Source organism: Zobellia laminariae (genome assembly GCF_030553095.1).
GTDB lineage: Bacteria > Bacteroidota > Bacteroidia > Flavobacteriales > Flavobacteriaceae > Zobellia > Zobellia laminariae.
This window is the reverse complement of record NZ_CP130738.1, coordinates 922,105-944,265: the sequence shown is the minus strand read 5'-3', so window position 1 is coordinate 944,265 and position 22,161 is coordinate 922,105. Positions and strand designations below refer to the sequence as shown.

Sequence of the window (22,161 nt, the reverse complement as noted above, 5' to 3'; positions counted from 1 at the left end):
TAGTAGCAGGAATATGTTCGTGTCTCATACTCAGTGTTCTGTGAGTTCGGAACAAAATAAAACGAAATTTTTTTTAAAAAATTGTGTTTGAATTAAAAAAGGGTCTTACATTTGCACCCCGCTAAACAGGTATGAAGATGTTTGTTAAGTAGGTATTAAGAAAGAGTAAACGTTCCTTGTAAGATATTGTTTTTGTTGCCGAGAAAAAAGATTTTGATTTTTTTCAAAAGAAAGTTGCCGGTTTAAAAAACAGTTGTATATTTGCAGCCGCTTAGGCAAACAGTAACATGTTTGACAGGCGAAGGCCGGGAGACCGGTCGGGAATATAGAAGTTCATTTGACATATTGTGGAGACAGCGTAAAAGGGACGAAAAGGGAAACTTTTTTGTTCCGATAGAATTACGAAAACAACATACAGAAAGATTTTTATTTTAGGATGAGAGTCGGGGCCGGGAAGAACCATCTAAGGTTGATAGACTTATAATATATAATGAAACAACGATGAAGAGTTTGATCCTGGCTCAGGATGAACGCTAGCGGCAGGCCTAACACATGCAAGTCGAGGGGTAACAAGTCTAGCTTGCTAGATGTTGACGACCGGCGCACGGGTGCGCAACGCGTATACAATCTACCCCCTACTGTGGGATAGCCCAGAGAAATTTGGATTAAGACCACATAGTACTATATTACGGCATCGTATTTATAGTTAAAGGTTACGGTAGGGGATGAGTATGCGTCCCATTAGTTAGTTGGCGAGGTAACGGCTCACCAAGACCGCGATGGGTAGGGGCCCTGAGAGGGGGATCCCCCACACTGGTACTGAGACACGGACCAGACTCCTACGGGAGGCAGCAGTGAGGAATATTGGACAATGGACGAGAGTCTGATCCAGCCATGCCGCGTGCAGGAAGAATGCCCTATGGGTAGTAAACTGCTTTTATACGGGAAGAAAAAGAGCTACGTGTAGCTTACTGACGGTACCGTAAGAATAAGGACCGGCTAACTCCGTGCCAGCAGCCGCGGTAATACGGAGGGTCCGAGCGTTATCCGGAATTATTGGGTTTAAAGGGTCCGTAGGCGGGCCGATAAGTCAGTGGTGAAAGTTTGCAGCTCAACTGTAAAATTGCCTTTGATACTGTCGGTCTTGAGTTATAGTGAAGTTGCCGGAATATGTAGTGTAGCGGTGAAATGCATAGATATTACATAGAACACCGATTGCGAAGGCAGGTGACTAACTATATACTGACGCTGATGGACGAAAGCGTGGGGAGCGAACAGGATTAGATACCCTGGTAGTCCACGCCGTAAACGATGGATACTAGCTGTCCGGGTCCTTGAGACCTGGGCGGCCAAGCGAAAGTGATAAGTATCCCACCTGTGGAGTACGTTCGCAAGAATGAAACTCAAAGGAATTGACGGGGGCCCGCACAAGCGGTGGAGCATGTGGTTTAATTCGATGATACGCGAGGAACCTTACCAGGCTTAAATGCATTTTGACAGGGGTAGAGATACCTTTTCCTTCGGGCAATTTGCAAGGTGCTGCATGGTTGTCGTCAGCTCGTGCCGTGAGGTGTCAGGTTAAGTCCTATAACGAGCGCAACCCCTACCGTTAGTTGCCAGCGAGTCATGTCGGGGACTCTAACGGGACTGCCGGTGCAAACCGTGAGGAAGGTGGGGACGACGTCAAATCATCACGGCCCTTACGTCCTGGGCCACACACGTGCTACAATGGCCGGTACAGCGGGAAGCCATGCGGTAACGCAGAGCGGATCCACAAAACCGGTCACAGTTCGGATCGGGGTCTGCAACTCGACCCCGTGAAGCTGGAATCGCTAGTAATCGGATATCAGCCATGATCCGGTGAATACGTTCCCGGGCCTTGTACACACCGCCCGTCAAGCCATGGAAGCTGGGAGTGCCTGAAGTCCGTCACCGTAAGGAGCGGCCTAGGGCAAGATCGGTAACTAGGGCTAAGTCGTAACAAGGTAGCCGTACCGGAAGGTGCGGCTGGAACACCTCCTTTCTAGAGCGTCGACCTAAGAATTTTGAAGGCCCCGACACCTCGTTCTAATATAATGATATCGATCTGTAAGTTAAAAGAAGCAAGTCTCCACATTAATGATATATAATACTTCTTTTGGTACGAAGTACTAAGAGTGGTAGGGACAGTCCCATAGCTCAGCTGGTTAGAGCGCTACACTGATAATGTAGAGGTCGGCAGTTCGAGTCTGCTCAGACTACAAATTGCATCTTTTGTTAGATGCGCACGTTCATAGATATAAAAAAGGAAATTTTGGAAGTTGAGTTACACGTTATGGTGAGCCGTTAGGACTGTTAACTTATAACGGTGCGACGCACACTGAAGAAATAACGGGGGATTAGCTCAGCTGGCTAGAGCGCCTGCCTTGCACGCAGGAGGTCATCGGTTCGACTCCGATATTCTCCACCATAAGGTAATGTTTAGGGATATTAATTTATCGCGACGTATTACATGAGGAGCCACAGGGATAATTTTTGATTATCGGTGGTGACTCGCCACAAGTTCATTGACATATTGGGACAGGATGTATATTTTAGGATATACATACTGAAAAAGAAGAAAACACGAATTTTTTAAGTAAAGAGTACGAAATACGAATAGAATAAAAGGTCTGGCGACAAGCTAGATAAGGGCGTATGGGGAATGCCTAGGCTCTCAGAGGCGATGAAGGACGCGATAAGCTGCGAAAAGCTGCGGGGATCGGCACACACGATATGATCCGCAGGTATCCGAATGGGGCAACCCAGCATGTTGAAGACATGTTATCCGCAAGGAGGCAAACCCGGTGAACTGAAACATCTAAGTAACCGGAGGAGGAGAAAACAAAAGTGATTCCGGGAGTAGCGGCGAGCGAAACTGGATTAGTCCAAACCGTACATGTTCCGGCATGTGCGGGGTTGTAGGACCGCGACATTCGAACAGTAATGAACTAGAACAAGTTGGAAAGCTTGGCCGAAGACGGTGATAGCCCGGTATAGGTAAAGACCTGCAAGATAGCGGTATCCTGAGTAGCGCGGGGCACGTGAAACCCTGTGTGAAACCGGCGGGACCATCCGCCAAGACTAAATACTCCTGAGAGACCGATAGTGAACCAGTACCGTGAGGGAAAGGTGAAAAGAACCGTGAACAACGGAGTGAAAAAGATCCTGAAACCATACGCTTACAAGCGGTCGGAGCCCTTCGGGGTGACGGCGTGCCTTTTGCATAATGAGCCTACGAGTTACTTTTACTAGCAAGGTTAAGGACTTCAGGTCCGGAGCCGTAGCGAAAGCGAGTCTGAACAGGGCGCCATAGTTAGTAGTAGTAGACGCGAAACCGTGCGATCTACCCATGGGCAGGTTGAAGCTGTGGTAACACATAGTGGAGGACCGAACCCGTTGACGTTGAAAAGTCTTGGGATGACCTGTGGGTAGGGGTGAAAGGCCAATCAAGCTCGGAAATAGCTCGTACTCCCCGAAATGCATTTAGGTGCAGCGTGTAGATAGTTTTATAGAGGTAGAGCTACTGATTGGATGCGGGGGCTTCACCGCCTACCAATTCCTGACAAACTCCGAATGCTATAAAACGTTTCTGCGCAGTGAGGGCATGGGTGCTAAGGTCCATGTCCGAGAGGGAAAGAACCCAGACCATCAGCTAAGGTCCCAAAATATATGCTAAGTTGAAAAAACGCGGTGGAACTGCATTGACAGCCAAGGATGTTGGCTTGGAAGCAGCCATTCATTTAAAGAGTGCGTAACAGCTCACTGGTCGAGCGGTTCCGCATGGATAATGATCGGGCATAAGCATATTACCGAAGCTATGGCTTTACAGTTTACTGTAAGGGGTAGGGGAGCATTGTAGTGCCGTTGAAGGTGTACCTGCGAGGGATGCTGGAGGAGCTACAAACGAAAATGTAGGCATAAGTAACGATAATGCGGGCGAGAAACCCGCACGCCGAAAGACCAAGGTTTCCCCAGCTATGCTAATCAGCTGGGGGTCAGTCGGGACCTAACGCAGACCCGAAGGGGGAAGTGGATGGACAAGCAGTTAATATTCTGCTACCCGCACATCATTAAAAGCGACGGAGGCGAGAAGTTGGTGCGTACAGACGGAATTGTACGTTGAAGCGAGTGGTAACACCGCGATAGTACACCGAGGCTACGGCCAAGGTGATAATCCAGCGTATCGACTTCCAAGAAAAGCGAGATGTGCGGCCCGTACCGTAAACCGACACAGGTGGTTGGGATGAGTATTCTAAGGCGCTCGAGAGATTCATGGCTAAGGAACTAGGCAAAATAGACCCGTAACTTCGGGAGAAGGGTCGCCCACAATTTATTGTGGGCCGCAGTGAAGAGGTCCAGGCGACTGTTTATCAAAAACACAGGGCTCTGCAAAATCGAGAGATGAAGTATAGGGCCTGACACCTGCCCGGTGCTGGAAGGTTAAGGGGAGATGTGAATCCTTCGGGAGGAAGCATTGAACTGAAGCCCCAGTAAACGGCGGCCGTAACTATAACGGTCCTAAGGTAGCGAAATTCCTTGTCGGGTAAGTTCCGACCTGCACGAATGGTGCAACGATCTGGACACTGTCTCGGCCATGAGCTCGGTGAAATTGTAGTATCGGTGAAGATGCCGGTTACCCGCAGTGGGACGAAAAGACCCCGTGCACCTTTACTATAGCTTCGTATTGACCTTGGTCAAGCAATGTGTAGGATAGCTGGGAGACTTTGAAGGCGCACCGCCAAGTAAGGTGTTGGAGTCACCGTTGAAATACCAGCCTTTGCTTGTCCGGGGCCTAACCCTCCAAGAGGGAACAGTGCGTGGTGGGTAGTTTGACTGGGGTGGTCGCCTCCAAAAGAGTAACGGAGGCTTCTAAAGGTGCCCTCAGTACGGTCGGCAATCGTACGTAGAGTGCAATGGCACAAGGGCGCTTGACTGTGAGACATACAGGTCGAACAGGTTGGAAACAAGAGCATAGTGATCCGGTGGTTCCGCATGGAAGGGCCATCGCTCAAAGGATAAAAGGTACGCCGGGGATAACAGGCTGATCTCCCCCAAGAGCTCATATCGACGGGGGGTTTGGCACCTCGATGTCGGCTCGTCACATCCTGTGGCTGGAGAAGGTCCCAAGGGTTGGGCTGTTCGCCCATTAAAGTGGCACGCGAGCTGGGTTCAGAACGTCGTGAGACAGTTCGGTCTCTATCTACTGCGGGCGTTAGAAATTCGAGCGGACCTGGCCCTAGTACGAGAGGACCGGGCCGGACCGACCGCTGGTGCACCGGTTGTCCCGCCAGGCATTGCCGGGTAGCTATGTCGGGATTGGATAAGCGCTGAAAGCATATAAGCGCGAAACCAACCGCAAGATGAGATTTCTTTAAAGGGCCGTGGGAGACTACCACGTTGATAGGCTATAGGTACAAGGGCAGTAATGTCCGTAGCCGAGTAGTACTAATTGCCCGTACGGCTTGCGCAATATAAGTCCCTTCCTTGCCTCGGTAAGGGAGGGCGACAACCTTTTCTCTATAAAATTCGTCCTTTTTACTTAAAGGAAGCGATGTTTTCTTTTCTTCGGACCTGTCCCATTATTATGTCATACTTTTACCGTGCGATAGCAAAAAGGTAGAGTATCAAGATATTTAAAATTTAGGTGGCCATGGCGGCGGGGCCCACCCCTTTCCATTCCGAACAGGGAAGTTAAGCCCGCTAGCGCCGATGGTACTGCCAACAGGTGGGAGAGTAGGAAGCCGCCTTACTTCGAGGTCCCGATCAGTTTATTCTGGTCGGGACCTTTTTTTTTTTTTGACCATAATCCACGACTACCACTACTACTACTACTACTACTACTAAGAAAACTCTTGTTCATACCCGCTTGACTGCATCTCTTGAACGCCCGAAAGGTTCGTACAATTGATATCCATCTTCGGTTACACCGGATAATTACCAGCTATATACCCCAAAAAGCAGCACACTACGTTGTGAATCAACTATAAAGAGGGAAAGAATTATTTTCTTATACAACTTAGAGGAGTAGGATAATTCTACATTACATAATAGATAGTCATTTTAAAATGTATATAAGTATACTTGGATTTATAGGCTCTATGTTTTTATTGGTAGTAGATGAATAGTATTTTGGTCTCAAATAGGTTTAATCGGAATTATGGACACATCAATAAACTATTTTAATGATGTATTTTTCTCTATTGAATTAGTAGAATGTAATTTTTGATAAAAAGTAGTTACTTTATTTATATTGGAAGTGGGTTAATCCATCTTCTTGGCTTCTCTAAAAAATTAAGTTTTTGTATAAGATTATAATGTAGAACTAGAATAACTTTTCTTTTAGTGGTTTCTCTTATATCTATTGAATTAGAGCATAACATAATTGGTCCTGTTCTTAATGAATCATTTATTGTCAGCCGAAATTGTTAGCTCTGGACTTTTTTCGAATAAAGTTATGTAAGTTTTATTCAGATAGGCTCCTTCATTTTATGTTTAAGCTGTTTGTTTAATATATTATTCTCAATTGGTAGAAAAAGATGGGTTTGTTGCACTAAACATTCAGCAGTTCAATTGATGCTTTTTTTCTTTTTTTTTTTTTCTTGATTGATGTTATGGAAATAAAATATATAGATGTAGTTATTTTTTCTGGTGTTAATTATTAATATCTAGGGATGAATGTATGTGAGTTGTTCTTGATTTGTATTTATGCATTAAAATAGAATCAATATTCAACATTATTGATTTAAGATTATTTCTAATGTGGTTATTAGGAGTTAAAATAATTGTAGGAATTACTTCTTAGTTCTTTTAAATTTTAACTAGGTATGTTTAATATATCTGTATAAGGAAGATTTGGTAATCAAAATGATTTATTTTTTTATTAGTTCGGAAAAAAAAACGATATCGGTTTTTCACTCAAATTGAGATATTGGTAGTAGCAAGCAATTATTTTATAGTATTGATAAGTTGATTTAAGTGAGGAGAATAAGTTATCTGTGTTCTTTAGGAATAAACTTTAGTACAATGCACGGCTTAAATTATATGAGATTTGTATTGGAATATTGAGGTTAGATAGAGTAATGTTAAGTGAAGGTAATCTCGTGAGACTAGTTATTAGACTATACCCTTACAAAAAAGTAAAGTAGCATGAATATGTTCGTGTCTCATACTCAGTGTTCTGTGAGTTCGGAACAAAATAAAACGAATTTTTTTTTAAAAAATTGTGTTTGAATTAAAAAAGGGTCTTACATTTGCACCCCGCTAAACAGGTATGAAGATGTTTGTTAGGTTAGGGTTAATAAAGAGTAAACGTTCCTTGTAAGATATTGTTTTTGTCACCGAGAAAAAAGATTTTGATTTTTTTCAAAAGAAAGTTGCCGGTTTAAAAAACAGTTGTATATTTGCAGCCGCTTAGGCAAACAGTAACATGTTTAACAGGCGTTACCGGGAGACCGGTCAGGAATATAGAAGTTCATTTGACATATTGTGGAGACAGCGTAAAAGGGATAAAGAGGGAAACTTTTTTGTTCCGATAGAATTACGAAAACAACATACAGAAAGATTTTTGTTTTAGGATGAGAGTCGGGGCCGGGAAAAACCTAAGGTTGATAGACTTATAATATATAATGAAACAACGATGAAGAGTTTGATCCTGGCTCAGGATGAACGCTAGCGGCAGGCCTAACACATGCAAGTCGAGGGGTAACAAGTCTAGCTTGCTAGATGTTGACGACCGGCGCACGGGTGCGCAACGCGTATACAATCTACCCCCTACTGTGGGATAGCCCAGAGAAATTTGGATTAAGACCACATAGTACTATATTACGGCATCGTATTTATAGTTAAAGGTTACGGTAGGGGATGAGTATGCGTCCCATTAGTTAGTTGGCGAGGTAACGGCTCACCAAGACCGCGATGGGTAGGGGCCCTGAGAGGGGGATCCCCCACACTGGTACTGAGACACGGACCAGACTCCTACGGGAGGCAGCAGTGAGGAATATTGGACAATGGACGAGAGTCTGATCCAGCCATGCCGCGTGCAGGAAGAATGCCCTATGGGTAGTAAACTGCTTTTATACGGGAAGAAAAAGAGCTACGTGTAGCTTACTGACGGTACCGTAAGAATAAGGACCGGCTAACTCCGTGCCAGCAGCCGCGGTAATACGGAGGGTCCGAGCGTTATCCGGAATTATTGGGTTTAAAGGGTCCGTAGGCGGGCCGATAAGTCAGTGGTGAAAGTTTGCAGCTCAACTGTAAAATTGCCTTTGATACTGTCGGTCTTGAGTTATAGTGAAGTTGCCGGAATATGTAGTGTAGCGGTGAAATGCATAGATATTACATAGAACACCGATTGCGAAGGCAGGTGACTAACTATATACTGACGCTGATGGACGAAAGCGTGGGGAGCGAACAGGATTAGATACCCTGGTAGTCCACGCCGTAAACGATGGATACTAGCTGTCCGGGTCCTTGAGACCTGGGCGGCCAAGCGAAAGTGATAAGTATCCCACCTGTAGAGTACGTTCGCAAGAATGAAACTCAAAGGAATTGACGGGGGCCCGCACAAGCGGTGGAGCATGTGGTTTAATTCGATGATACGCGAGGAACCTTACCAGGCTTAAATGCATTTTGACAGGGGTAGAGATACCTTTTCCTTCGGGCAATTTGCAAGGTGCTGCATGGTTGTCGTCAGCTCGTGCCGTGAGGTGTCAGGTTAAGTCCTATAACGAGCGCAACCCCTACCGTTAGTTGCCAGCGAGTCATGTCGGGGACTCTAACGGGACTGCCGGTGCAAACCGTGAGGAAGGTGGGGACGACGTCAAATCATCACGGCCCTTACGTCCTGGGCCACACACGTGCTACAATGGCCGGTACAGCGGGAAGCCATGCGGTAACGCAGAGCGGATCCACAAAACCGGTCACAGTTCGGATCGGGGTCTGCAACTCGACCCCGTGAAGCTGGAATCGCTAGTAATCGGATATCAGCCATGATCCGGTGAATACGTTCCCGGGCCTTGTACACACCGCCCGTCAAGCCATGGAAGCTGGGAGTGCCTGAAGTCCGTCACCGTAAGGAGCGGCCTAGGGCAAGATCGGTAACTAGGGCTAAGTCGTAACAAGGTAGCCGTACCGGAAGGTGCGGCTGGAACACCTCCTTTCTAGAGCGTCGACCTAAGAATTTTGAAGGCCCCGACACCTCGTTCTAATATAATGATATCAATCTGTAAGTTAAAAGAAGCAAGTCTCCACATTAATGATATATAATACTTCTTTTGGTACGAAGTACTAAGAGTGGTAGGGACAGTCCCATAGCTCAGCTGGTTAGAGCGCTACACTGATAATGTAGAGGTCGGCAGTTCGAGTCTGCTCAGACTACAAATTGCATCTTTTGTTAGATGCGCACGTTCATAGAGATAAAAAAAGGAAATTTTGGAAGTTGAGTTACACGTTATGGTGAGCCGTTAGGACTGTTAACTTATAACGGTGCGACGCACACTGAAGAAATAACGGGGGATTAGCTCAGCTGGCTAGAGCGCCTGCCTTGCACGCAGGAGGTCATCGGTTCGACTCCGATATTCTCCATAAGGCAATGCCTAGGGATATTTATTTATCTCGACGTATTGCACGAGGAGCCACAGGGATAATTTTTGATTATCGGTGGTGACTCGCCACAAGTTCATTGACATATTGGGACAGGATGTATATTTTAGGATATACATACTGAAAAAGAAGAAAACACGAATTTTTTAAGTAAAGAGTACGAAATACGAATAGAATAAAAGGTCTGGCGACAAGCTAGATAAGGGCGTATGGGGAATGCCTAGGCTCTCAGAGGCGATGAAGGACGCGATAAGCTGCGAAAAGCTGCGGGGATCGGCACACACGATATGATCCGCAGGTATCCGAATGGGGCAACCCAGCATGTTGAAGACATGTTATCCGCAAGGAGGCAAACCCGGTGAACTGAAACATCTAAGTAACCGGAGGAGGAGAAAACAAAAGTGATTCCGGGAGTAGCGGCGAGCGAAACTGGATTAGTCCAAACCGTACATGTTCCGGCATGTGCGGGGTTGTAGGACCGCGACATTCGAACAGTAATGAACTAGAACAAGTTGGAAAGCTTGGCCGAAGACGGTGATAGCCCGGTATAGGTAAAGACCTGCAAGATAGCGGTATCCTGAGTAGCGCGGGGCACGTGAAACCCTGTGTGAAACCGGCGGGACCATCCGCCAAGACTAAATACTCCTGAGAGACCGATAGTGAACCAGTACCGTGAGGGAAAGGTGAAAAGAACCGTGAACAACGGAGTGAAAAAGATCCTGAAACCATACGCTTACAAGCGGTCGGAGCCCTTCGGGGTGACGGCGTGCCTTTTGCATAATGAGCCTACGAGTTACTTTTACTAGCAAGGTTAAGGACTTCAGGTCCGGAGCCGTAGCGAAAGCGAGTCTGAACAGGGCGCCATAGTTAGTAGTAGTAGACGCGAAACCGTGCGATCTACCCATGGGCAGGTTGAAGCTGTGGTAACACATAGTGGAGGACCGAACCCGTTGACGTTGAAAAGTCTTGGGATGACCTGTGGGTAGGGGTGAAAGGCCAATCAAGCTCGGAAATAGCTCGTACTCCCCGAAATGCATTTAGGTGCAGCGTGTAGATAGTTTTATAGAGGTAGAGCTACTGATTGGATGCGGGGGCTTCACCGCCTACCAATTCCTGACAAACTCCGAATGCTATAAAACGTTTCTGCGCAGTGAGGGCATGGGTGCTAAGGTCCATGTCCGAGAGGGAAAGAACCCAGACCATCAGCTAAGGTCCCAAAATATATGCTAAGTTGAAAAAACGCGGTGGAACTGCATTGACAGCCAGGATGTTGGCTTGGAAGCAGCCATTCATTTAAAGAGTGCGTAACAGCTCACTGGTCGAGCGGTTCCGCATGGATAATGATCGGGCATAAGCATATTACCGAAGCTATGGCTTTACAGTTTACTGTAAGGGGTAGGGAGCATTGTAGTGCCGTTGAAGGTGTACCTGCGAGGGATGCTGGAGGAGCTACAAACGAAAATGTAGGCATAAGTAACGATAATGCGGGCGAGAAACCCGCACGCCGAAAGACCAAGGTTTCCCCAGCTATGCTAATCAGCTGGGGGTCAGTCGGGACCTAACGCAGACCCGAAGGGGGAAGTGGATGGACAAGCAGTTAATATTCTGCTACCCGCACATCATTAAAAGCGACGGAGGCGAGAAGTTGGTGCGTACAGACGGAATTGTACGTTGAAGCGAGTGGTAACACCGCGATAGTACACCGAGGCTACGGCCAAGGTGATAATCCAGCGTATCGACTTCCAAGAAAAGCGAGATGTGCGGCCCGTACCGTAAACCGACACAGGTGGTTGGGATGAGTATTCTAAGGCGCTCGAGAGATTCATGGCTAAGGAACTAGGCAAAATAGACCCGTAACTTCGGGAGAAGGGTCGCCCACAATTTATTGTGGGCCGCAGTGAAGAGGTCCAGGCGACTGTTTATCAAAAACACAGGGCTCTGCAAAATCGAGAGATGAAGTATAGGGCCTGACACCTGCCCGGTGCTGGAAGGTTAAGGGGAGATGTGAATCCTTCGGGAGGAAGCATTGAACTGAAGCCCCAGTAAACGGCGGCCGTAACTATAACGGTCCTAAGGTAGCGAAATTCCTTGTCGGGTAAGTTCCGACCTGCACGAATGGTGCAACGATCTGGACACTGTCTCGGCCATGAGCTCGGTGAAATTGTAGTATCGGTGAAGATGCCGGTTACCCGCAGTGGGACGAAAAGACCCCGTGCACCTTTACTATAGCTTCGTATTGACCTTGGTCAAGCAATGTGTAGGATAGCTGGGAGACTTTGAAGGCGCACCGCCAGTAAGGTGTTGGAGTCACCGTTGAAATACCAGCCTTTGCTTGTCCGGGGCCTAACCCTCCAAGAGGGAACAGTGCGTGGTGGGTAGTTTGACTGGGGTGGTCGCCTCCAAAAGAGTAACGGAGGCTTCTAAAGGTGCCCTCAGTACGGTCGGCAATCGTACGTAGAGTGCAATGGCACAAGGGCGCTTGACTGTGAGACATACAGGTCGAACAGGTTGGAAACAAGAGCATAGTGATCCGGTGGTTCCGCATGGAAGGGCCATCGCTCAAAGGATAAAAGGTACGCCGGGGATAACAGGCTGATCTCCCCCAAGAGCTCATATCGACGGGGGGTTTGGCACCTCGATGTCGGCTCGTCACATCCTGTGGCTGGAGAAGGTCCCAAGGGTTGGGCTGTTCGCCCATTAAAGTGGCACGCGAGCTGGGTTCAGAACGTCGTGAGACAGTTCGGTCTCTATCTACTGCGGGCGTTAGAAATTCGAGCGGACCTGGCCCTAGTACGAGAGGACCGGGCCGGACCGACCGCTGGTGCACCGGTTGTCCCGCCAGGCATTGCCGGGTAGCTATGTCGGGATTGGATAAGCGCTGAAAGCATATAAGCGCGAAACCAACCGCAAGATGAGATTTCTTTAAAGGGCCGTGGGAGACTACCACGTTGATAGGCTATAGGTACAAGGGCAGTAATGTCCGTAGCCGAGTAGTACTAATTGCCCGTACGGCTTGCGCAATATAAGTCCCTTCCTTGCCTCGGTAAGGGAGGGCGACAACCTTTTCTCTATAAAATTCGTCCTTTTTACTTAAAGGAAGCGATGTTTTCTTTTCTTCGGACCTGTCCCATTATTATGTCATACTTTTACCGTGCGATAGCAAAAAGGTAGAGTATCAAGATATTTAAAATTTAGGTGGCCATGGCGGCGGGGCCCACCCCTTTCCATTCCGAACAGGGAAGTTAAGCCCGCTAGCGCCGATGGTACTGCCAACAGGTGGGAGAGTAGGAAGCCGCCTTACTTCGAGGTCCCGATCAGTTTATTCTGGTCGGGACCTTTTTTTTTTTTTGACCATAATCCACGACTACCACTACTACTACTACTACTACTACTACGAAGTAGATCCCTTGTACATACCTGAAAGGTTCGTCCATGTGATATCCATCTTCGGTTACACCGGATAATTGCCGGCTATATACCCCAAAAAGCAGCACACTACGTTGTGAATCAACTATAAGGGGGGAAAGAATTTTATAATACCACGTTTATTGACCTTATGCAATAACACCTGATTAAACCGCCATCTATGCTTTATAAGATGATTGTTGGTTTTATATGGTTTCTATTAATGCTACTTATAGAACTAGGGGATAAGGAGAACTACGTTAGATTTCTTGTTTAACTAATAGAATGAGGAGTGTATCTCTATATGCTATAAGCATCAAAATTTTTGAGGAGGGACGCTAGTGTAAAGAAAAAAATAACCCCTTGGCTGAGCCAAAGGGTTATAATCACTATCAACTAAATATTAAACTACAAAAATACTATAAACGGTGGTTGTTTTAGTAACCGGTGTTTTGACTTAGATTAGGATTGTTTTGCATTTCTGATGTTGGGATAGAAATAAAAGTTCTCTTTCTGTCAACGCCTTGTTTGGTAGGTAAGAGAAATTATGTCCTACGAAATCTTCTAGTTCATTCGTTTCAGGATTATATGCTTTTCTCCAACGTGCCATATCAAACCAAGTCTTATTTTCAAAACTTAGTTCATGTACACGCTCTATACGTACTGCCTGTCTGAAATCATCTTGAGAAAGTCCGGCTAAATCTGGAACTTCAGCGCGTTGTCTTACTTCGTTAATAGCGCTGTATGCATCTGCAGATGGTGCACCCTCGGCTTCGTTTACCGCTTCAGCATACATTAATAGTACATCCGCGTAGCGATAAATACACCAATTTAAATCTGATTGAGCACTATCTTCATTAGCTTGAATATCAAAGTGCTTGAATATATAAGGAGCTCCTAAATTTACACTATCGCTTCTATCTGCTTCCAAAGAGTAACTTGTGAAATAGAACTGTTTTTCTTCGGCTCTTTTATCATCTGCTTCATATGAACTTGCGAACTCATTAGTAGAGAATATACCACCTGTTTGGGCGGAGTATGCAGATATACCTAAATTATAAGGTAAAATTGCTGGCTGCCAGTTTCCAGATTGAATATTTGCTGCAAACTGCGTCATGAAAATGTACTCACCACTATTTTTGGTAGCAGGATCATGCAATGCATCATATGAATCAAAAATGGTATACTGGGCTGAGTCAATTACTTCTTTTGCTTTGTTCGCAGCAAGTTGGAAGTTTTCCGTTTTTTGAAGCGGGTAACCTGCTGATGTCAAATACACATCGGCCAAAAGAGTCTTTATTGCTCCCATAGATACTCTACCTGTTTCATCTCGCCATGCTAGGCTAGAATTTTCAGCTTCCGTTAAGTCAGCAATAATTAAATCATAAACAGCTTCTGGTGTAGCTTGTTCTGGGTATAATTGTTCTGATCCTAAATCAACAGACTCTGTAATAATAGGAATGTTTCCAAACATACGTACCAAACCGAAGTAATAATAAGCTCTAAAGAATTTAGCTTCTGCCAAGTAATTCTGTTTTGCGGTTTCATCCATATTTATCTCTGGAATCTTTTCAATAGCTAAATTAGCTCTTGATATACCCGTATAGTATTCGTTCCAAAAACTACTACCATATCCATTGTCCGAATTATTGATTAAATCTTTGACCAAGTAAATGTTGGTAGCCTGTCCTAATGAAGTATTTGCTAGTCCTGTTGCGAATTCAAGCATAAGCCACGTTCCGCCACCAAAACCACTATTTGTAATTGGCACTAAAGGTTCGTAGATACCATTCACTGCACTTTCGGCATGTTCTGCCTTTGTGAAATAGGTGTCGGTAGTAAAGTTAGATTCGTCCTCTTCATCTAAAAAGTCACTACACGAAGATGCAAGCGATACAGCGGTGAGGACCACTATAGTTCTTATAAAGTTTTTATAGGTTTTCATTTTTTTATCTTTTTAATATTATTACAATCCAACATTAAGCCCTATCATAAATGTGCGAGGTCTTGGGTAATCGTATAGCGAAAAACCTTGGTCGAAGGCCTGACTACCATTAGAACTTTCCGGGTCATAGCCTGGATATTTTGTGGATACAAAGAAGTTCTGTACTGAGGTGTATAATCTTAATCGGTTTAAATGCAAACGCTCAGTCAGTTCAGGTTTAAAGACATAAGAAAGCATTAAGTTCCTTCCTCTGATAAAAGAAGCATCTTTTAATTTTCCAGAATCATTATTAGTGTCGTAACCGGCTGCTATTGGTCTTATCTGTGCAATATTTGTATCTTGATTGTCTGGTGTCCAAGCGTTCAGAACTGTTGAAAAGCTGTTAGCTATAGTTTGGCGATCTTCCGCAGAGTGTTCATCACGATACATAATACTATTCCCGTATTGAAACTGAAGGTCTACTAATAGTTCTAGATTTCCATATCTAAATGTATTGGAAAAAGTTCCAAAACCATCAGGTATACCTTTTCCTAGGATAGCTCTGTCATCACTGTTAATAGCGCCATCATCATTTAGGTCTCTGTATTTAATGTCACCAAAGTCTGTCGTAAATAGCAGCTTGTGCAGCCTCGTCTGTATTCCACGTACCTTCATCAATGTATCCAAAGAAAGTACCTACTGGTTCTCCTTCACGAATAAGTGTTGAACCTAAGAAAATATCCGAGCCTCCTGTTAATGATACTACTTCGTTCTTATTGATAGAAATATTAAAATTTGAATCCCATCCAAAAACTTCATTATCTATATTGGTGGTATTCAAAGTAATTTCTATACCCTTGTTTTCCATGCTTCCCACATTTCTAAAAACATTTGAGAATCCACTGGTAGAAGGTACAGGCGCATTAAGAAGCATATCTGTGGTTAATTTACGGTATACATCAACCTCTAAAGCAATACGGTTATTTAAAAAACCTATTTCAAGGCCAGCATCTAATTGATTTGTTTTTTCCCATTTTAAATCGGAATTAGCCATACGTTGTGGAATGCTATATGATGCACGGTCACCAGCAAAAATTACCGTTCCACTTTCTAGACCAGCTAAAGCTCTATATGCGGGAATTTCAGAATTACCCGTTGCTCCGTAACTGGCACGCAGCTTTAAATTAGAAATGGTTTCGCTTTGTGATAAGAAATCTTCGTTAGATGCTCTCCATGCCAATGCCGCAGATGGGAAAAAGGCAAATTGATTTTCTGGTCCAAATTTTGAAGAACCATCTGCTCTACCGGTTAGGGTTACTAAGTATTTGTTTTGGTGATTGTAATTTACACGTCCAAAATAAGAATTTAGACCATATGCAATTTTACTTGAGGTTGGTGTTTGTGGATTAGATCCAGCACCAAGGTTGTTAAAACCATAAAAATCATCTGCAAATCCTCTAGTCTCAGCTTTTGATTTGAATTCATCAATATGTTGCTTAGGATAGCCCTACCATTGCTGTTAATGAATTTTCATTTTCAAAATCTTTATTATACGTTAAATAGTTTTCAAATTGCCATGAATTGTAACGACCGTTTTCTACATAAGCAGCACCGTCAGGTCTAGCAATATATCGTAAATCACGCCCCCCGTAGTAATCGTTCCTTTGATTGATGACGTTGGCGCCTAATGTAGTTCGTAGCTGTAAGTTTTTATGGAAGGAAATGTTACTATAAAAATTACCTATTACAGATTGCGTTTTAAGAAAATACCTTCTATCGTTCGCAACCGCAACGGGGCTTCCGCCACCTTCCATGCCATAGTAATCAATGTTAGATCCCCATAGCTCCATCTTCATAAGTTACCGGAATTATAGGAAGCGCTTCAAACACCTGTCTCATAGTGGTAATGCCACCACCACCAAGTTGGTCTACTTGCTTTTCATTTTGATCATTATAGCCTAAACTACCACCAACTCTTAACCAGTCTGTGATATCAGAATCCATAGTAAATCTAGCTGAATATCGTTTTAACCAAGATTCTACAATCAATCCTTGTTCATCACGGAAACCCATAAAAAGACCATAATTACCTTTTTGAGTACCTCCTGTAAAGGAAAGTTGATGATTTTGTGTAAAGGAAGTTCTTATGGCTTCATCTTGCCAATCTGTATCGTATAAGGGGTTGCCTTCGGAATCAAAAAGTCTAGGGTCTGTTCTTTTTAGTGTAGGGTCTGTGTATCTACCTCCAGCCCATCCTTCGGGGTCAAATTTTTCTGCATTGGCATATGCAGTCTCTTCTACTTGAAGAAATTCTTCTGAGTTTAGTAAATTAAGTTTTTTGGGTAGTGTTCCTATACTAAAATCTACATCATAATTAAGACGGCCACCTCCATTAGTAGTACCTCTTTTGGTACTTACCAAGATAACACCGTTTGCACCTCTTGCACCATAAATTGCTGTTGCAGAAGCATCTTTTAGAACTTCAATAGATTCAATATCATTTGGGTTCATATAGTCAATAGGCGTACTACCATTTGGTAAGCTGGCAGCGCTAAGAATAACACCATCAATTACATAAAGTGGCGTGTTAGCAATACTTACCGAGGTATTACCACGAATTCTTACCACAGTTCTACCTCCAGGTCTTCCTGATCCAGAAGTTATATTAACCCCTGAAATCTTACCTGCTATAGCTTGGTTCATTGAGGCGGCAGGCCGTTCGGCCAACTCTTCGGCTTTTACTGAACCTACTGCACCGGTTAAATCGCTTTTCTTTTGGGAGCCGTAACCAATAAGAACTACCTCGTCTAAAGCTGAAGCATTTTCTTCTAGGCTTACTGTAATGTTGTCCTTACCACTAACGGAAATTTCTTTGGGCGAATAGCCAATATAGGAGACAATCAGTACCGCATCTTGGCTACTTACTTCAATAGAAAAATTACCATCAAAATCTGTTGTCACACCATTTGTTGTGCCTTTTTCAATAATGCTGGCACTTATGGTAGCGGTTGATTATCTTGGTCATTTATAGTACCTGTAATCACATTGCCTTGTGTCTTCGGTAGAGTATACCGAACTGCGTCGTTTCTGTTCGTATAACTATCGATACTATCGACAGATATACTTGCTCCAAAAGCTGATTGGAGACATACAATTTGAATACCTAATAAGATACAAACGTGTTTGATCTTAAAAGATGATAACATTGGAGTCATAGTTTAATTGTTTAAGTTGTTGAATCAGTTAGGGGGTTATGTTGGTAAATATATACTGATGAAGGAAGCCAGTACACCTGTAATTTTGCAATTAGTGGTATTATATTGTCATATTTTGATTATTTGATATTTTACGACATTCATTTTTTTGAATACCTTACTTTTTGAATTTCATAAAGGTATTTTTAATGTAGAAGTAAGGGTGTATTTCTTGATGTACAATTTTGATATAAATTCATTGAAATCTATATCGCATGAAAATACAGTGTTAGCATAGTAAAATTGAGCTATTCCACTTTTTGAAATAAGTTGAACTTATTGTAAAATAGAAGGGCGGTTTTCAATTTTTAACGATGGCAGCAAGAATAAAATATTAAATAATAAAGTAGATTTTTGTAATTTATGTGAATGATAAAATAGTAGGAATTTTGCTAAAATCGAAAAAAGCGCTATTCTGAAGAATTGCTAAAAATTAATTGCGGTGTTATGGCAAATAAAAAAGGGACATTCATATGAATGTCCCTTTTTAAAAAATGGTAGAATGGTATTTGTTCAATTATTTCATAGGATGTTCCTGCAGTAATTCTTCTGGAGAATAGAAACCTTCCTTATCTTTTATTTTCTCACGAACTTCTTTTACTTTTTCAGGAGAAATTGCAGATGCTTTGTTTCCAAAAGTGTTCCTAACATAGGTAAGGACAGCAGCAGTTTCTTCCTCATTTAGTAATTTTCCGAATGGAGTCATTGGTACTTGACCGGGATATTTTTTTCCTTTTACTTCAATAGGTCCCATGATACCTTTTGTAGTCAACTTTATTAATCTTTCTTCACTACCGGTTACCCATTTAGAACCTGCTAGAGGTGGAAATCCAGAAGCGGTAAGTCCTTGACCGTCGGGTTGGTGGCATGTAGCACAATAACCATCGCGTTCGTAAATTTCTTGTCCTGCCATTAAAAGTTCTAAATCTTTTCCTTTTAGGTCAGTTTCAATGACGTCTTTTGCTTTTTCGCCAGCTCTATGTCCATTTAAATGTGCCAGCGCTGCTTCGTAAGGGCGTTCCATCCATTTGTCAAGTCCTTTTTTTCCGGCTTCGGTAATAATAGGAATACCAAGGTCTTTCCCTAATCTAGATGCAGCTACTAATGCTTCAAGACGTACTCTAGGGTTGTCATCTTTAGCAGCTTGCATTAACAAGTCTGCTTGATTATCAATTTGGTGACCATTATATCTTAGAACTTCAACTGCCGCAGTACGGGCCCTGAAATCTTTAGCCTGTAATAATTGTACTAATAAGTCTTTGTCTATCTTGTTTAATCCCCAAGTAACCCAAAGGCCTTCCAATAGATTATGCTCATAATTCGCATCGTTTTTATCTAGGTTGGCAACCCATGGTTTTAATTTAGCTAAAACTTCATCTGCATCACGTGCACGTAATTCTCTTTTAGTACGGTAACGAGTTCTATATTCAGGAAGTTTTAAGTTTTCTAACAGTTCTTCAATAGTGGCACCGGCAACTTTTGCAGGTTTTACCAACGGCCTAGAAGGATAGGTAACTCTATATATTCTTCCATGAACATGATCTCTTAATGGATCGCGTGCATTGTGCTGCATATGACCGATCAGCACATTGCTCCAATCTAAAAAGTAGAGCGAACCATCAGGAGCAAATTCCATATCTACTGGTCTGAAGTTTTTGTCATCCGAAAAAATAAGGTCTTGTCTGTGCTCACTAAGGTAACCCGCAGTTTTTGGGTCATCTACCATTTTATGTTGTTTTGTTCCTCTAAACCCTATGGTATTATTTATAAGCATATCACCTTGAACATTGTCAGGAAAATGACTGCTGGAAACAAATTCCAATCCAGAGGTAGGACGTACTAAGTGGTCTTTTTCGATTAAATTTTCTGGTATAGGAGAGCTAACGCCATAACGTGGAATAATTGTACCGGGCATCATCCATGTAGCAGCAGGACCGGAAGTATGCTCAAAGAAAGGCTGACCCCATTCATCAAAAGCAATACCCCACGGGTTGGGAATAGCAAGTTGTGCCGTACGTTCTAGGTGATGTCTTTGTGGGCTATATCTGTAAAATCCCCCGTTACTACCCCTAACACTACCATAAGCCGTTTCTACATTGGAATGGAGAAAAGTACCTTCGCCCATGTAAATTGCACCTGATGGGTCTGTGGTAAAGGCACTAATAGCATGGTGGGTGTCGTGATCGTCAAAACCACTTAAAATAATTTCTTTTTTATCCGCTTTATCATCACCATCGGTATCTTTTAGAAGGATTAAATTTGTTCCTTGGGACATGTAAACTCCTTCTGGAGCAAACTCAAAACCAATAGTAAGGTGTAAACCGTCTGCAAAAACGGTTTGCTTATCAGCTTTGTTATCTCCGTCGGTATCTTCAAAAATTAAAAGTTTGTCGTTGGGTTTGCTGTCACCAGCCTTGTAATGCGGATAACTTGGCATTACTGCTACCCATAATCTTCCTTCATTGTCAAAAGACATTTGAACCGGATTAGCTAAATCTGGGAATTGCTCTTCTGATGCAAAAAGTTCTACTTTGTAGCCCGGAGCGGTTTTAATTTGTGCTAGGGCTTCTTCACCATATAAATATTCAGGATCTCCGTTCTTTTCACTTTCTTTATAATTCGTTTCTACTGGCGGAAGTTTTTTTGTTTTGGCATCTGCAGCGGCCAAGTCCATTTTTTTGCCATGAATGGCTTGCCAGATAGCAGTATCTCGTATAGCGGTCATTTCACGAATTTTAGCTATTTCAAAAGGATAGTTATCTGGCCCAAAAGGATCATAGCGTCTTCCGTAAACGTGAACACTGTTAGGTATTTTGAAATCATTTAGCCAAAACCAGTTTTTTTCGGTAACAGCATCATGTACCAATTGGCGGTTGGTTTCGTCAGTTTTCTTACTTCCAAAAATATCATCGGCCAACAACTTTCCGAATTTTTTGTAACCTGAATCCGTTAGTTGAAATCCATCTTGCGTAAGGTCTTCACTTCCGGTTTCGTACCATTTTTTAGAAGCATCAAAAGCATCTACAAAGAGCACACCTTCTTCATTAGCTACTCCTTTCATAGCCTCGGTATAAAGGGATAAATTTCTGTTCTCTTTAGTGCCATCAGGTAAATCCATCTTATCAGAAAGATTTTCAAAAGCAATAGGAGAAACAATGGCTAGTTGGGGTGGTGCTATTCCATTATACTTTGTGCTTATAGTATGTTTAATAAACGCACGAAGTTCTTCTCGGTAATTTTCAAGGCCTTCTTGACCTTCAAAAGATTCGATATAACCAAAAAAGGCTATGACGATATCTGGTTTTAAGCTTGTAATCCATTCATCTGGAGTTGGAAAATGACCTACACTACCAGACTGATGTCCTTTGTCATCTTCAATAAAATGTATTCTACTTCCTGAATCGTGCTCAAATTTATCTGCGCCGGGAAAAGCCCACGGTGACTTTCGTGCAGCATGAGGTCTAAACGCCGGAGTGTTTCCGCCATCTGCCATATTTCTGATAAATAAAGAATCATTAGGGAATCTTAGCTGCATCTCTGTTTCAAAGTGCCCAAAATCCATCATCCTAGAACCTAAATTATTTCCTACTAAAACAATCCGGGAGTTTTTTCCTATGGTTAAGGTTTTGTTTTCTTTTTCGCTACATGCTATAAAGCAAATTGCGACGGCACAAGTAAGGATGAGCTTTCCTAGGCCGATTTTATTAATGATTTTCATAATATGTAGAATAATTTGTTTTGAGCAAAGAGCTAATTATGGTTCAGTTTAAGGTATTATTTTAATTGAATTGCCCGAAATTAATAAGTTTAAGTTATTATTGTACTTTTTACACTTGTTAATATCGGAATTTGTATTTGAAATAGCTGAGCTATTTTTAAAAAATTACCAATTAAATAAGAATGTTAGTGTGAGTGTAGACAAAACTATGATAGATTTTGAATTAATTTATCCTGTAT

Annotated in this window: 6 protein-coding genes, 4 tRNA genes and 6 rRNA genes; 10 read left to right on the top strand and 6 right to left on the bottom strand. The window is 43.1% G+C overall.

The genetic code is table 11. From position 1 onward, the window contains the following. Positions 1 to 498 precede the first annotated feature (498 nt). From Q5W13_RS04585 to rrf (Q5W13_RS04540), 10 genes are all read left to right on the top strand, one after another. Positions 499 to 2,023 (top strand): 16S ribosomal RNA (locus Q5W13_RS04585). Positions 2,024 to 2,175: 152 nt separating this feature from the next. Further along, positions 2,176 to 2,234, top strand: a tRNA-Ile gene (locus tag Q5W13_RS04580). A gap of 138 nt (positions 2,235 to 2,372) precedes the next feature. Continuing rightward, positions 2,373 to 2,449, top strand: a tRNA-Ala gene (locus Q5W13_RS04575). Positions 2,450 to 2,654: 205 nt separating this feature from the next. Beyond that, positions 2,655 to 5,491 (top strand): 23S ribosomal RNA (locus tag Q5W13_RS04570). 170 nt (positions 5,492 to 5,661) lie between these two features. Further along, positions 5,662 to 5,771, top strand: a 5S ribosomal RNA gene (rrf, locus tag Q5W13_RS04565). Between the two features lie 1,883 nt (positions 5,772 to 7,654). Further along, a 16S ribosomal RNA gene (locus Q5W13_RS04560) occupies positions 7,655 to 9,179 on the top strand. Between the two features lie 152 nt (positions 9,180 to 9,331). Beyond that, positions 9,332 to 9,390 (top strand) — tRNA-Ile (locus Q5W13_RS04555). A gap of 139 nt (positions 9,391 to 9,529) precedes the next feature. Beyond that, a tRNA-Ala gene (locus tag Q5W13_RS04550) sits at positions 9,530 to 9,603 on the top strand. Between the two features lie 205 nt (positions 9,604 to 9,808). Continuing rightward, positions 9,809 to 12,642: ribosomal RNA gene (locus Q5W13_RS04545) — 23S ribosomal RNA — on the top strand. A 170-nt stretch (positions 12,643 to 12,812) separates the two neighbouring features. After that, a 5S ribosomal RNA gene (gene rrf / locus Q5W13_RS04540) occupies positions 12,813 to 12,922 on the top strand. Together the 16S, 23S and 5S rRNA genes with 4 tRNA genes alongside form the textbook arrangement of a ribosomal RNA operon. A 561-nt stretch (positions 12,923 to 13,483) precedes the next feature. Here the strand turns inward: rrf (Q5W13_RS04540) and Q5W13_RS04535 are convergent. The 6 genes from Q5W13_RS04535 to Q5W13_RS04510 all read right to left on the bottom strand — a co-directional run bounded on the left by Q5W13_RS04535 (position 13,484) and on the right by Q5W13_RS04510 (position 21,922). Beyond that, complete coding sequence (locus Q5W13_RS04535) at positions 13,484 to 14,971, bottom strand: RagB/SusD family nutrient uptake outer membrane protein (protein ID WP_304445490.1); 1,488 nt, start codon at positions 14,969 to 14,971, stop codon at positions 13,484 to 13,486. Between the two features lie 21 nt (positions 14,972 to 14,992). Then, positions 14,993 to 15,625, bottom strand: a complete 633-nt coding sequence (locus Q5W13_RS04530; protein ID WP_304445489.1) for a hypothetical protein — start codon at positions 15,623 to 15,625, stop codon at positions 14,993 to 14,995. Next, on the bottom strand, positions 15,564 to 16,439 hold the full coding sequence (locus Q5W13_RS04525; protein WP_304446464.1) for a TonB-dependent receptor domain-containing protein: 876 nt from the start codon (positions 16,437 to 16,439) through the stop codon (positions 15,564 to 15,566). Before Q5W13_RS04525 ends, Q5W13_RS04530 begins: the two co-directional genes overlap by 62 nt. A 7-nt stretch (positions 16,440 to 16,446) precedes the next feature. Beyond that, positions 16,447 to 16,800: a hypothetical protein gene (locus Q5W13_RS04520; RefSeq protein ID WP_304445488.1), complete on the bottom strand. Its 354-nt coding sequence runs from the start codon at positions 16,798 to 16,800 to the stop codon at positions 16,447 to 16,449. Next, positions 16,781 to 17,911, bottom strand: a complete 1,131-nt coding sequence (locus Q5W13_RS04515) for a SusC/RagA family TonB-linked outer membrane protein (protein ID WP_304445487.1) — start codon at positions 17,909 to 17,911, stop codon at positions 16,781 to 16,783. The genes Q5W13_RS04520 and Q5W13_RS04515 overlap by 20 nt, the downstream gene beginning before the upstream one ends. Before the next feature lie 810 nt (positions 17,912 to 18,721). Then, positions 18,722 to 21,922: a PVC-type heme-binding CxxCH protein gene (locus Q5W13_RS04510; RefSeq protein ID WP_304445486.1), complete on the bottom strand. Its 3,201-nt coding sequence runs from the start codon at positions 21,920 to 21,922 to the stop codon at positions 18,722 to 18,724. Positions 21,923 to 22,161: the final 239 nt, after the last annotated feature.